Raw genomic sequence first — 13837 nt, forward strand, 5'->3', positions numbered from 1 at the left:
AAGAGCTCCCCCGATGAATGTGCTGCCGACCTCCTGGCTTGCCGTGCTGCTGCTGGCCGCCGGTGCTGCCCATGCCCAGACCCTGGCCTACACGGTGCTGTGCATGAAGACGGCCTGCGGCCAGATGAAGGTGGCCGAATCGGCCGGCCGGCTGGACGTGGACTACGGCTACCGCAACAACGGCCGCGGGCCGCAAATGAAGGAGGCGCTGGAGTTCGCGCCCGACGGTACCTGGACGGGCTACCGCAACGAGGGCGTGGCCACCTATGGCGCGCGTATCGACGAAGGCTTCGAGCGCCAGGCCGATGGCCGGGCCTCGTGGCGCTCGCCGGTGGACCGCGGCGAGCAGGCCGGCGCGTCGCCCGAGGCCGTCTACCTGCCCGTGGAGGCCAGCCCTGCCTGGCTGGGGCGGCTGGCGCAGAGCCTGCTGGCCCGGCCCGACCTGCGCGCACCGGGACTGCCGGTCGGGCAGGCAGCCATCGCGCGCGTGCAGACGCTGAAGGTGGCCGGCCAGGAGGTGGGGCTGTATGCCATCACGGGCCTGGAGCTGGCACCCAGCTACCTGTGGCTTCGCGAGGACAATCATGCGCTGTTTGCCCGTGTCTACCCGGGCTGGGGCGCCACCGTGCTGCAGGGGAGCGAAGCCGAGGTGGAGCGGTTGGCCGAAGCGCAGAAGGCCGCTGAACTGTTGCGCCTCCAGCGCCTTGCGCGCGAGTTGCCCAAGGTCCTGCCGGGGCTCACCGTCATCGAGGGCGTGCGCTGGTTCGATGCGCAGGCCGCCATGCTGCGCGGGCCGTCCGACGTCTATTTGGCGGACGGGCGCATCGCCTACATCGCCGCGCCCGGCAGCCTCGGGCAGGTGCGGCCTGAACAGCGCATCAGTGGCAAGGGGCGCACGCTGCTGCCTGGGTTCGTCGACATGCATGCGCATCTCGACGAAGGTGATCTGCTGCTGAACTTGGCGGCCGGCGTGACGGCGGTGCGCGATGTGGGCAACAGCCACGCCGACCTCAGTGCGCTGAGCGGTCGCATCGAGCGCGGCGAACTGCTGGGCCCGCGCGTGGCAGCCAACGGTTTCATCGAGGGCAGGAGCCCGTTCTCGCTGAATGGCAACTTCGTGGCCGACTCGCTGGACGAGGCGCTCGCCGCCATCGACTGGTACGCCGCCCATGGCTACCGCCAGCTCAAGCTCTACAACTCCATCCGGCCCGACTGGGTCAAGCCGATGACGGCCCATGCGCGAGCGCTGGGACTGCGCACAGGTGGTCATGTGCCGGCCTTCATGACGGCACGCCAGGCCGTGGAGGCGGGCTATGACGAGCTGCACCACATCAACCAGCTCACGCTGAATTTCCTCGTCAGCAAGGATGACGACACGCGTACGCTGCTGCGCTTCAACCTCGTCGGCGACAAGGCGGCCGACCTCAAGCTCAATGACCGGCGCACGCACGACTTCATCGCGCTGCTGAAGAGCAAGGGCACAGTCGTCGACCCGACGATGACGGCCTTCGAGGCCCAGTTCACGCAGCGCCAGGGCCAGCCCAACCCGAGCTACGCCATGGTCTCGGCGCATCTGCCGGCCGTCGTGCAGCGCAGCTACCTGTCGGCCGAGGTGGACATGGACGATGTGAAGGCCAGGCGGTGGAGCGCGAGCTGGCAGGTCATGACCGAGCTGCTGCGCCGCATGCACGAGGCTGGCGTACCGCTGGTGTCGGGGACCGACGCGACCGCCGGCTTCGCGCTGCAGCGCGAGCTGGAGCTGTACGTCAAGGCCGGCATCCCGGCTGCCCAGGCACTGAAGATCGCAACCTGGAATGGTGCGCGCTACAGCGACCGGCTGGCCGACATCGGCAGCATCGAGCGCGGCAAGCGCTCCGACCTGCTGCTGGTGGAGGGCGACCCGGTCGCCGACATCCGTGCCATCCGCCGTCTGACCCTGGTGCTGCAGGGCCTCAACGGCCAGACGCGCGCACTGTCGCCGTCGGCGCTTTATCAGTCCCTGGGCATCCTGCCGTTCGTACCCTCTGCCGAGATCCTTCACTGATGCGAATCGCTGCTCTGCTGCTGCTGGCTCTCCCGTTGCTTGCCAACGCCCAGTCCACGCTGCGCTTTTGCGCCGCGGGCAGCCCCAAGACCTTCGACCCGGCGATGACCGACAGCGGCATCGACCACATCGCCCACCTGCCCATCTTCAGCACCCTCATCGAGGTCAAGCGGGGGACGGATCAGTTGATCCCCGGCCTGGCCACCAGCTGGAGCGTCAGCCCTGACGGGCTGGCCTATACGTTCGAGCTGCGCCGCGGCGTCAGCTGGCACACCGTCGATGGTTTCAAGCCCACGCGCGAGTTCAATGCCGACGACGTCGTCTTCACTTTTGGGCGACTGCTCAATAGGCCGGATGGGCCGGGCGGCGCCTTTGCCAAGGCCTTTCCCAGCGTGTCGCCCTACGTCGTCTCCTTCGGCTGGGAGAAGCTCATCCAGAAGGTCGAGAAGCTCGGCGACCATCAGGTCCGCTTCACGCTGGCCGAGCGCGACGCTTCCTTCTTGTCGGCACTGAGCTTTGCGTTCACGATGGTGCAGTCGGCCGAACTGGGTGCGCAGCTACTCAAGGCTGGCACGCCGCAGCGCATCGCGCAGCTGCCGGTGGGCACCGGCCCGTTCCAGTTCAAGAGCTTCCGGGCCGACAGCGTCATCCGCTACGTGAAGCACCCGGGCTGGTGGCGTCAGTCCGAGCGGCCGCGCGCCGACCAGCTCGTCTACGCGATCACGCCCGATGCCAGCGTGCGCGCCCAGCGCCTCAGGCGCGACGAGTGCGACATCGCCGCGCCGGTCGGCCCCGCCGAGTTGGACGTGCTGAAGAAGGACCCCGCCGTCAAGCTTGCGACGGCGCCGGGCATGAATGTCGGCATCCTTGCCTACAACACCCGGCGTCCGGCGCTGTCCAAGGTCGAGGTGCGCCAGGCGCTGGACATGGCTATCGACAAGGCGGCCATCCTGCGTGCCGTCTACGGCGAGGCTGGCACGCTGGCCACCAGTCCCATTCCGGCTGCCAACTGGGCGCATGACGCGACGCTCAAACCGCAGCCGCACGACCCCGCGAAGGCTCGCGCCTTGCTGCAGAAGGCCGGCGTGCTGCCGCTGAACATCACGCTGTGGGCCATGCCCGTGGTGCGTACCTACAACCCCAACGGCCAGCGCATGGCGCAGATGATCCAGGCGGACTGGGCCAAGGTTGGCGTGACTGCTCGCATCGTCACCTACGAGTGGGGCGAGTACCTGCGCCGCATCGATGCCGGCGAGCACGACGCGGCGCTGAGCGGCTGGAACGGCGATCCCGAGCCTGCCAACACCGCCGGCCAGCTCGCCTGCGGTGCGGCCAGCGGCAGCTTCTGGTGCAACCCCGCCTACGACCGGTTGCTGGCAGATGCGCGCCAGGCCCTCAAGCAGGAAGACCGCAAGCTTCTCTACGCGAAGGCCCAGCGCATCGCGATGCAGGAACTGCCCTGGACACCCATCGCCTACGGGCGCCTGGCCGTGCCTGAGCGCGCGGCAGTCAAGGGCTTCGTGGTGGACCTGGACGGCGGCATGTATTTCGACGGCGTTTTGCCCAGATAAGAGGACGACGAGATGAGCATCAAGAGCGATAAGTGGATACGCCGCATGGCGGAGCAACACGGCATGATCGAGCCCTTCGAGCCCGGGCAGATCCGTGAGCGCGACGGCCGCAAGATCGTCAGTTACGGCACCAGCAGCTACGGTTACGACATACGCTGCGCGCCCGAGTTCAAGGTCTTCACCAACATCCACAGTACGGTGGTGGACCCGAAGAACTTCGACGAGAACAGCTTCGTCGACGTCAACAAGGATGTCTGCATCATCCCGCCCAACAGCTTTGCGCTGGCGCGCACGGTGGAGTACTTCCGCATCCCGCGCAACGTGCTGACCGTGTGCCTGGGCAAGAGTACCTACGCCCGCTGCGGCATCATCGTCAACGTAACGCCCTTCGAGCCCGAGTGGGAGGGCTATGTGACGCTGGAGTTCAGCAACACCACCCCGCTGCCAGCCAAGATCTACGCTGGCGAGGGCTGTGCCCAGGTGCTGTTCTTCGAGAGCGACGAGGTCTGCGAGACCAGCTACAAGGACCGCGGCGGCAAATACCAGGGGCAGGTGGGCGTAACGCTGCCCAAGGCCTGAGCAAGGGCGTTCCTTGCAGGCCTACTGCTGGGGCGAGCCCGGCAGATCTTGCAACCCGTCCAGCCACGGCGCCTGCGAGTGCCGCCAGATTTGCAGGCCGGGCCTGAGCAGCGCGCGTTGCTCCACGCAGCCCACGCGGATGACCAGCGCCGTGGGGTTCTCCGGTGCGGTGCCCCACAGGGCCGTCCCGCAATCTCCGCAGAACACCTGCGCGCGCCGGTTGCCGCTTTGTGCGACCTTCACGTAGCTCTTGGGCGTGCCGCGCAGCAGCGTGAACTGCTCGATGGGCGTGGGGATGCCCGCCCGCAAGGGCGCGCCGGACAGCACCTGGCAGTCCGTGCAGTGGCAGACCACCACGCGCGAGGGATCGATCTCGGCCGTGAATGCGATGGCGCCGCAGTGGCAGGCTCCGTTGATCTTCATGGGGTAGCTCCTGGACGTCAGGCGGGATGTGGGAGCAGCATGCCACTGCCCGCGATGCCGGGGACTTTCCCCAGGCCATCCCCTGGCTTTTCGCACGGCGAAGGCGGGTGCGCGGCGGGTTACGCTCGCGGTTTCGCCTTTTCGCCGAACCGCCCCATGAACCGTCATTCCCTTTCGCTGCTGGCCGCTGCTGCGCTGGCCGTGACCGCCGCCCATGCCGACGAAGGCATGTGGATGCCCAAGCAACTGCCGCAGATCGCCAAGGCGCTGAAGGCCGGTGGCCTGGCCCTGGACCCCGCCAAGCTCAAGGAGCTGACTGACTTCCCGATGGGCGCCGTCGTGTCGCTGGGCGGCTGCACGGCAAGCTTCGTGTCGCCGCAGGGGCTGGCCGTGACCAACCACCACTGCGCCTATGGCAGCATCCAGTACAACTCCAAGCCTGATCGCGACCTGCTGAAGAACGGCTTCTACGCCGCGACGCTGGCTGACGAGCTGCCCGCCGCTCCCGGCAGCCGAATCCTCGTGACCGTCGACATGAAGGATGTCAGCGCCGACATCCTCAACGACAAGACCCGAGCGCTGAGCGGCAAAGCCCGAACCGACGCCATCGAGGCCACCGAGAAGAAGCTCGTGGCGGCCTGCGAGGCCGACGTTGGCCACCGCTGCAACGTCTATTCCTTCTTCGGCGGCCTGCAGTACCAGCTCATCAAGCAGCTGGAGATTCGCGACGTCCGGCTGGTGCATGCGCCGGCTACCGGCGTGGGCCTGTTCGGCGGTGATGCCGACAACTGGGTCTGGCCGCGCCATACCGGCGACTACAGCTTCTACCGCGCCTACGTAGGTCCGGACGGCAAGCCGGCGGACTTCAGCAAGGACAACAAGCCCTATCTGCCCCAGCACCACCTCAAGATGGCGAGCAGCCCGCTGAACGACGGCGACTTCGTCATGGTGGCCGGCTATCCGGGCCGCACCAACCGCCACCGCCTGCCCGCCGAGGTGGACTTCGCCTTCGGCTGGCAGCAGCCCTCGCAGACGCGCGTGATGGGCGAGGCCATCGACCTCATCAAGGCCGAGACGGCTGGCCGGCGCGACGGTGAGATCAAGATGGCTGCGCGCATGCAGGGCCTGCAGAACTACTACAAGAACCTGCAGGGCCAGCAGCAGAGCTACGACGGCAGCGACATCCTCGCGCGCAAGACGGCTGACTTCGACAAGCTCAAGGCTTGGGTCAACGCGGATGCGAAGCGCAAGGAGCGCTACGGCGCCGACCTGTCCGCTGCCGAGAGTCTCATCGCCGAGCGTCAGGCCACCGTCCGCGGCGAGCTGCTGATGAGCTTCATGTCGCCCGCGCTGCTGACCTCGGCCCACCAGCTCTACCAGGGCGCACTGGAACGCGCCAAGCCCGATGCCGAGCGCAAGACCGGTTTCCAGGAGCGCGATGCCGCGCGGCTGCGCGCCGCCCAGCAGGCGCTGGAGCGCCGCTACGACGAGACCACGGACAAGCGCCTGGTGGCTCATTTCCTGGCCCAGTACCTGGCCCAGCCCGCTGCGACGCTGAACACAGCCTGGCTCGACGCGCTTGGCCTGAAAGCGGGCCAGGACGAGGCCGGCATCCGCGCCCGCATCGATGCGATCTACGCGGGCAGCAAGATCGCCGACACCGCCACCCGCTTGGGCTGGCTGGACAAGGACGCCGCGGCCTTCAAGGCCAGCGACGACGCCTTCATCAAGCTCGCCGTGACCTTGAACGACGACTACGACAGGCGCGAGAGCCGCGACAAGGAAATGGCCGGCAAGCTGCAGAAGGCCTACGCCGGCGTCCAGCAGGCCATGATCGACTACCACGCCAGCCGTGGCGAAGCGGTCTACCCCGACGCCAACAGCACGCTGCGCATCAGCTTTGGCAAGGTGCAGGGCCGCACGCCCGGCAGCGACGGCAGCAACTGGACGGCGTTCACGACGCTGCGCGGTATCGTTGCCAAGCATCGCGGCCCCGACGAGGCGGGAGGCGAATTCAACGCACCGGCCGAGCAGTTGGCCGCGATCAAGGCGCGCAACTTCGGCAAGTACTACGTCAAGTCGCTGGATTCAGTGCCCGTGAACTTCCTGTCCACGCTGGACACGACCGGCGGCAACTCCGGTTCGCCGGTGCTGAACAAGAAGGCGGAGCTTGTGGGCCTGCTGTTCGACGGCACACTCGACGCCGTCATCTCGGACTGGGACTTCAACCCGAGGCTTGTTCGCAGCATCAGCCTGGACGCCCGCTACATGCTGTGGCAGATGAGCACGGTCGACAAGACCACGCGCCTGCTGGAAGAAATGGGCGTGAAGTAGCCCGCCGCTGCGGCCTGACGGCCGTCCCCCCGGGGGGCTGCCTGTGCGCCGGCAAAGCCGGTCACAGGGCAGCCGAAGGGGAAGAAGAAGGGCAGCGGTTCGCTGCCCTTCTCCATTGAGCGCTCATTCCTTGGCCACGGCCTCGACCTGGATGCGCAGGCCCACGTCCATCTTGAAGCCATAGTCCTTGCCCGCGGCGAGGCCGAAGTCCTCGCGGTTGAAGCTGCCCGAAGCGTCTGCTCCGCACCAGTCGCGCTTGAGCATGGGGTGGGGCATGCACTTGAGCTGATGGAGCGCGAGCGTTACCGGGCGAGTGCGGCCATTCAGGGTCAGCTCGCCCACCAGCCGGGTTGGCACTCCGCCCGTCACGCCGTCGAATCGGCCCTTGAAGCTGGCGGCGGGGGGCTTGCCGGCAAGATCGAAGAAGTCCTTGCCGCGCGCCCAGGCGTTCATGGCCTCCAGGCCGAAATCGATGCTGGCCAGGTCCATCTGCACGTCCACGCTGCCGCTGCCGTCGGCCTTGTCATAGATGATGTTGCCGGCGCTCTTGTTGAGCTTGCCACGCCAGACCGACAGGCCCATGTGATCCGCCTCGAAGCTGGGATAGGTATGTGTCGGATCGATCTCGTAGTTGACGGGGGCAGCCTGGGCGATGGCCGCGGCGAGCAGGGCGAGGATGGCGGACAGGCGTTTCATGGAGTCTCCTTGGATCCGGGTTTGAAAAGAGGGCGGTGTGTTGCCTGACACTACGACGAAGCGGGCGCCGCCAATTCGACAGGCGCCCGCCACCTTGCATGCAGACATGATCGCCCGTTTTCTCCTCCCACTCCTGGCGCTGGCCCTGGCTGCCTGTGCGCCGCTGACACCCCAGAAACCTGCCGAGAAGCGCTACAACGCCGCCGAGCTGCTGGCGCTGCGGCCGGCTGATTTCAGCTGGCCGGCCACGTCTGCTGACGGCGAACGCGCGCTGCGCGAGGCCGCACAGGCCGACATCCGCGCCCGTATCGCGCTGCCGCCCGGCCCCGAGCGCGATGCGGCCCTGCCGAGGCTCTTCGAGCTGGTCGCCCAGTACAACCTGGAGCTCGATGCCGCCCGGCCGCTGCTGCTGGCGGCCCTGCCGACGCTGGGCAGCCGCGACCCCGAGACCCAGCGCGCATTGCTGACTGCCGCCCACACCCTCTACGCGGCCGAGGCCGAGCCGGCTGTAGCAGCCCTGCTGCCCGAGTTGCAGGCCAGCAAGCCCTTTGCCATTGCGGCCTACACGCTGATCGCTGCGCGCCCGAGCCATGCCGCGGCCATCGGCGACCTCGTGCCTCGCCAGTTCCCGCAGTGGCGCGACGATCCGCGGCTGTTGGCGTTGATGGAGGCCGTGGCGCCGGTGCGCCCGACTCAGCCACCGCTGGCGGAACTGCTCGCCGCGCCGCTGCGCGCGGGCTATCCCGCCCTCTACAGCTTGCAGCGCCGCGGCCGTATCGACATGGGCCTGGTGCTGGTGCGTGACGCCAATGGCCGCTTCGTGCGCGCTGCCGACGGCAGGCTCTTTGCAGCACCCCAGCTCGCGCTCGCCCGCACGGGCCTGCCCGGCACGATCACCAACGGCAACACGCCTCAAGGCCTGTTCACCATCGTGGGCGCCGGCACGGCCACCAATCCCAACATCGGCCCTACACCCTATCTGCACAGCAAGCTGCCCATCGAGGCGACACCGGCCGAGTTCGAGCATGCGGACACGCCTGCCGAGTGGAGCGAGGCCCACTACGAGAGTTTCCTGCCGCCGAGCTGGCGCGGCGCTTCAAGCATCAAGGAAGCCTGGCTGGCCGGGCGAGCTGGCCGCGACGAGCTGCTGGTCCACGGCACCACCCTCAACCCGGCCTACTACGTCGGCACGAGCTACTTTCCCGGCACTCCGCAGCAGGGCTGCATGATTTCCAGCGAGGACTGGGACTCGGGCACCGGCCGCCTGCTTGCCAGTCGCCAGCTCACTCTGGCCCAGACCTATGCGGCCGCGGGCCGGCGCAACGATCTGGCCGGCTACCTCATCGTCGTGGAGCTGCCTGGTGAGGGTGCGGTGACGCCGGCCGAGGCGCTGGCGTTGGTGACGGCGGCAGGACGCTGAGGGGAGGGCGTGATGTACATCCGTTTTGTTGTCGCCCTTCTCACGGGCCTGAGCCTGGCCGGCCATGCCAGCGCTGCCGAATCCACCCTGATGCCCAGCGCCGACGGGCTGGAACTGCTCGATGCCGCCAATGGGCGCGCCTGGTCGCGCTGCGTCGAGGGCATGCGCTGGGATGGCCACAGCTGTCAGGGCAAGCCGGCGCTGTTCACGCATGCCCAGGCGCTGGCGATGGCGCGTGCCCGCAGCGAGGCCGAGGGCCGCGCCTGGCGCGTTCCTCGCGTCCCCGAGCTCAAGCATTTCGGCGACCGGCTGGCACATGCGCCAGCCTCGCTCGCGCCTGCCGCGCCAACGGGTTGGCACTGGACGAGTTCCGCCCGCATCGACAGCGAGGCCGCCAATCCCTACGCGTACCGCAACGTGCAGCGCGGTGCGACCGAAGCGCGGACCGACCAATTGAGGGTGCAGGTCGGCTGGGCGGTGGATCCGCGCAACGGTGATGCGCGCGGCGATATGCCGCGGCGAGAGCGGCTGCCGGTGCGCCTGGTACGGGTGCTGGCGCCTTAGCCACGCCGGCGCTGGAGCGCGCTCCAGGCCCCGTTTTCGCCGGCCTGGCCCACGCCGCCAGCGGCCTGTCGGAAGGCCGTTGGCGCGCATGGGCGCCCTTCCTAACCTGCGAGCCATAGCAGGAACAGGAGGTAGCCATGCTGCACATTGAAAACGTCGTCAAGGCCTTCGGCAAACACAATGCAGTGGACGGCGTATCGCTGCGGCTCGAACCCGGCGTGGTCGGGTTGATTGGCCACAACGGTGCGGGCAAGAGCACGCTGATGCAGATGCTGGCCACGCTGACGCGGCCCACGAGCGGGCGCATCCTGCTCGATGGGCAGGACATCGTCGCAAAGCCCGAACTGATGCGCAGCCGCCTGGGCTATCTGCCGCAGGACTTCGGCGTCTATCCGCACCTCACTGCGTTCGAATTCTTGCAGTACTTCGCCGCCCTCAAGGGTGTGCGTGACCGCCGACGACTGCATGAGATGCTGGAGCTGGTGAACCTGCACGAGCAGGCCCGGCGACCGGCGGCCGGTTTCTCAGGCGGCATGCGCCAGCGCCTTGGCATCGCGCAGGCGTTGCTGGGTGAACCCGACGTGCTCATCGTTGACGAGCCCACCGCTGGCCTGGATCCCGAGGAGCGGCTGCGCCTGAGGCACCTGCTGGGCGACCTGGGACGGCAGCGCCTGGTCATCGTGTCTACCCACATCGTTTCCGACGTCGAGAACATGGCCACCCGGCTGGCCATCCTGCGCCAGGGCCGCCTGGTGGCTTTCGAGGCGCCGGATGCTGTGCTCGCCCGCGCCGCCGGCCGGGTCTGGACGGCGCTGCTGGCGCCCGCCGCCTACGAGGCATTGCGTGGTCGGGTGCAGGTGTTGCAGGCCCAGCCCCAGGGCAGTCGAGTGCAGGTGCGCATGGCCCATCCGTCGCGACCCTGCGCAGAGGCCGAGCCGGCCCAAGCCAGCCTGGAGGAAGCGCTGATGGTGCAGCGAGATGCCGACGTGCGGGTGGCGGCATGAACGCCGGCCTTTGCAAGGCCCTGGTGCTGAACGAATGGCGGCTGCGCAGCCGGCGCGTCAGCAGCCTCGTCATCCTGCTGGTTGTCGTGGCGGTCAGCTGGCTGATGGTGCTGGACCCGCAGACCGGCAAGGCCATGATGGTCACGAACGGCCAACGCCTCGCCTACGACAGTCAGGCGCTGGCTTTTGGCACCACCCTCATCGCCGCGCTGCTTTTCGGCATGGCGGGGTTCTACCTCGCGCGCGGGCGCAGCCAGGAGGACTTGCGCTGTGGCACCGCGGCGGTGCTGGCCGCCACGCCGGTGACGAACGCGCAGTTGCTGGGTGCGCGCTGGCTGGGGGCGTTCGGCTTCCTGCTGTCGCTGGGCACGGCTGTAATGCTGACGATCTGGGTGCTGCAGCTGGTGCGTGGCGACGGGCCGCTGCAGCCGCTGCCCTATGTGCAGATGCTGCTGCTGGGACTTGCGCCGGGCCTGATGCTGTGTGCCAGCTTGGCCGTGCTGGCAGACGCCTGGGCGCCGCTGATGGGCCGGCGTGGCGACCTGCTGTACTGGGTGGTGTGGATGCTGCAGTTCGCCTTCGTCCCGGCGTCGCTGGGGGCGGGCGCCATCGAGTTGAGCGGCTGGCAGGTGTTCGACATCAACGGGGTGTCGCCGCTGCTGGTAGGACTGAGCACGCTGCTGGACGTGCGCCACGTCAGCGTTGGAGGCAGCCCTTTCAATGCGGCGCTGCCGGTGCTGCAGATGCCCGCGGGTCTGTGGAGCCGTGAGCTGGTGGCGCTGCGGCTGGGTTCCATGATGCTGGCCCTGCTGCCCTTGGTGCCCGCGGTGCTGCTGTTCCACCGCTACGCGCCTGACCGGGTGCAGCCGCGCAGCGGGGCGGGGCGCTGGCGGCTGGTGCTGCAAGGGCTGCTGAGGCCGGCGCTGCACCCGATCAACTGGGCACTGGGTCAACTGATGGGCGCAGCCGCCCGGCTGCCAGGCGTCACGGGGCGCTGGTTGGCAGACCTGGGCCTGCTGCTGCTCAGCCAGCCGCTGCTGTCATTGGCCATGGCGGCCGGCGCACTGGCGGGCGTGTTCGCGCCGGCCGAGGCGCTGCCGGCGCTGCTGGCGGGCACGCTGTCTGCCTGGGGCGTGGCGGTGGCCGATGTCGGATCGCGCGACTTGCAGTGCGGCACGTTGGCCCTGGCCAGCGCCACGCCAGGCGGCGCGCGGGAGCGCCGTGGGCGCCAGGCCTTGGCGGCCCTGGGCCTGGGCTTGCTGCTGGCGCTGCCGGCCCTGCTGCGCAGCGGTGCCAATGCGCCGCTGGCGGCACTGGCCTGCGTGGCTGGCCTGTTCTTTCTCAGCGTGGCCGCCACGTTGCTGGGTCGGCTGACCCAGGGGCCGCGAACCTTCCTGGCGCTGTTCTTGTTCGCCCTCTATCTGGACCTGCAGCGCACCGGCGTGCCGGCGCTGGACCTGCTGGGCCTGGTGGGCGATGCGAGCGCGGCCAGCGTGTCTGGCTATGCGCTGGCCGGCGGGCTGGGTTTTTTCGTACTGATCGCCTGGCCTCGTCTGAGATGAAGGCCACGGCCTACAGCGCGGCGGCCGGAAACGGCGCAATATTGCTGTGCCATGCACGCCGTCCTTGTTCGTTTGCTCCCGCTTTGCGGATTGCTGCCTGCACTGATCGGTGCTGGCGCGCTGGCCGAGGAGCTGCCGAGGTCGCCCGCCTGCCACACGGCGCTGCAGGCACTGGAGGAGGCCGAGGATGGCATCGCGGCCACGGCGGCTGCATCGGCGGTGGTGGCGTCGGATCTGCAGCGCCAGCGCGCCGTCGCTGCGCGGCTGCAGCCCTTGCGCAAGCGTGTGGCCGATGCCTGCCTGGGCGGGCTGACAACTTCGCCGCCGCCGTCACAGCGCACCTGGGTCGTTCCCACGCAGTCGCAGCAGTCCGGGACGGCACGCGCGCCGCTGCCGGCCACTCCCCAGGTGACCGTGCCGCTGCCACGCTTCGAGCCTCCCGTTACGGTGACCCATTGCACCGCGGCGGCATGCTTCACCAGCGACGGGTCCACGTTGACGCGCGTGGGGCCAACCCTGGTCGGGCCGCGTGGCACGTGCGCGGTGCAGGGCAACTTCGTGCGTTGCCCCTGAGGCCCTACATTCCGCCAGGCCCCTGTCACAAGAACCGGGCCTGTTTCGTCAGACGGGGATGACCGCCCGTGCCCTCGCCATGACCGACCACTTTTCGCCGACTGCCCGCGCCCTGCGCTTTGATCGCGACCATGCCCGCCGCCTGCGCGCCTTGGCGTATCGCATGCTTGGCTCAAGGGCCGAGGCCGAGGACGTCGTGCAGGAGGCCTGGCTGCGCTGGGCCGAGGTGGACGAGGCAGGCGTCGAACATGCAGGCGCCTTCCTGTCACGGCTGGTGACCAATCTCAGCCTGGACCGGCTGCGCTCCGCCGCCGTGCAGCGAGAGCACTATGTGGGTGTCTGGCTGCCGGAGCCGCTGCTGGAGGATGAGGCGCTGTTTGGCTGGGCGCCCGCTCCGGAGAAGCAAGCCGAGTTCGCGCAGGACCTGTCCATCGCTTTCATGCTGGCACTGGAGCGGCTGTCGCCGCTGGAGCGTGCGGCCTTCCTGCTGCACGACGTGTTTGACCTTGACTACGACGAAATCGCCCGCCACCTGGATCGCGGCGAGCCTGCCTGCCGCCAGCTCGTCAGTCGTGCGCGCAAGAACGTCAAGGCCGACTATGCCCGTAGAGAGGTGGCGCGCGAGGAGGCAGAGCGCCTGGTCAACGCCTTCATGGACGCCGTGCGCAGCGAGGACGTTTCGGCTCTGGCCCGGCTGCTGGCCGAGGATGCCGTGCTGATGGCTGACGGCGGTGGCAAGGTCAGCGCCGTGCCGCGGCCGCTGCATGGTGGGGGCCAGGTGGCGCGTGTCTTCATCGGCTTTGCGCAGCTGCCCACGAGCCAGGGGTGGCGGCTGCTGCCGGCCAGGGTGAATGGCCTGCCGGGCCTGCTCATCGTCGACGACGCAGCGGGCGGGCGCCTCGTGCAGACCATCGCGCTGGCGCCGGCCCGCGAACCCGGTCAGGTCGGCGCTGTCTACATCCAGCGCAATCCCGACAAGCTGGCCGCCATCGCCGGCCATGTCACAAGCGGCGCGACTGGTCCGTCTTGAGGAGGTGGGCGGCGCGGCCGCCCGCGTCAACCTCAGC

At 68.7% G+C, this 13837-nt stretch carries 12 protein-coding genes; 10 read left to right on the plus strand and 2 right to left on the minus strand.

The features are described from left to right. Positions 1–13 precede the first annotated feature (13 nt). The 3 genes from QM732_RS04935 to dcd are packed head-to-tail and all read left to right on the plus strand — an operon-like array spanning position 14 to position 4194. Positions 14–2044: an amidohydrolase family protein gene (locus tag QM732_RS04935; RefSeq protein WP_415655075.1), complete on the plus strand. Its 2031-nt coding sequence runs from the start codon at positions 14–16 to the stop codon at positions 2042–2044. Next, positions 2044–3615: an ABC transporter substrate-binding protein gene (locus QM732_RS04940; RefSeq protein ID WP_415655076.1), complete on the plus strand. Its 1572-nt coding sequence runs from the start codon at positions 2044–2046 to the stop codon at positions 3613–3615. The genes QM732_RS04935 and QM732_RS04940 overlap by 1 nt, the downstream gene beginning before the upstream one ends. A 12-nt stretch (positions 3616–3627) precedes the next feature. Next, a complete protein-coding gene (dcd, locus tag QM732_RS04945; RefSeq protein WP_415655077.1) occupies positions 3628–4194 on the plus strand; it encodes a dCTP deaminase in 567 nt (188 codons plus the stop codon). 21 nt (positions 4195–4215) lie between these two features. Here the strand turns inward: dcd and QM732_RS04950 are convergent, their stop codons facing one another. Further along, positions 4216–4617 (minus strand): GFA family protein, encoded by a 402-nt coding sequence (locus QM732_RS04950; protein ID WP_415655078.1) that lies wholly within the window; start codon positions 4615–4617, stop codon positions 4216–4218. A 156-nt stretch (positions 4618–4773) separates the two neighbouring features. Between QM732_RS04950 and QM732_RS04955 the strand changes: the two genes are divergently transcribed. Beyond that, a complete protein-coding gene (locus QM732_RS04955; RefSeq protein ID WP_415655079.1) occupies positions 4774–6951 on the plus strand; it encodes a S46 family peptidase in 2178 nt (725 codons plus the stop codon). A gap of 123 nt (positions 6952–7074) precedes the next feature. Here QM732_RS04955 and QM732_RS04960 read toward each other — a convergent pair whose 3' ends face one another. Next, entirely contained in the window at positions 7075–7647 is a 573-nt protein-coding gene (locus QM732_RS04960; protein WP_415655080.1) for a YceI family protein, read from the minus strand. Positions 7648–7753: 106 nt separating this feature from the next. Here QM732_RS04960 and QM732_RS04965 point away from each other — a divergent pair, with 106 nt between their 5' ends. The 6 genes from QM732_RS04965 (at position 7754) to sigJ (ending at position 13800) form a co-directional block, all read left to right on the plus strand. Further along, entirely contained in the window at positions 7754–9067 is a 1314-nt protein-coding gene (locus QM732_RS04965; protein WP_415655081.1) for a hypothetical protein, read from the plus strand. A 12-nt stretch (positions 9068–9079) separates the two neighbouring features. Next, positions 9080–9631 (plus strand): DUF1566 domain-containing protein, encoded by a 552-nt coding sequence (locus QM732_RS04970; protein WP_415655082.1) that lies wholly within the window; start codon positions 9080–9082, stop codon positions 9629–9631. 137 nt (positions 9632–9768) lie between these two features. Next, on the plus strand, positions 9769–10635 hold the full coding sequence (locus QM732_RS04975) for an ABC transporter ATP-binding protein (RefSeq protein WP_415655083.1): 867 nt from the start codon (positions 9769–9771) through the stop codon (positions 10633–10635). Then, positions 10632–12197: a hypothetical protein gene (locus tag QM732_RS04980; protein ID WP_415655084.1), complete on the plus strand. Its 1566-nt coding sequence runs from the start codon at positions 10632–10634 to the stop codon at positions 12195–12197. Before QM732_RS04975 ends, QM732_RS04980 begins: the two co-directional genes overlap by 4 nt. 90 nt (positions 12198–12287) lie before the next feature. Then, positions 12288–12770 carry a hypothetical protein gene (locus QM732_RS04985; protein ID WP_415655085.1) on the plus strand — a complete coding sequence of 161 codons (483 nt, stop codon included), beginning with the start codon at positions 12288–12290 and terminating at the stop codon, positions 12768–12770. 79 nt (positions 12771–12849) lie between these two features. Continuing rightward, entirely contained in the window at positions 12850–13800 is a 951-nt protein-coding gene (gene sigJ / locus QM732_RS04990) for an RNA polymerase sigma factor SigJ (RefSeq protein ID WP_415659337.1), read from the plus strand. Positions 13801–13837: the final 37 nt, after the last annotated feature.

Origin of the sequence: Roseateles sp., assembly GCF_047654805.1 — a bacterium.
Classification (GTDB): domain Bacteria; phylum Pseudomonadota; class Gammaproteobacteria; order Burkholderiales; family Burkholderiaceae_C; genus Pelomonas.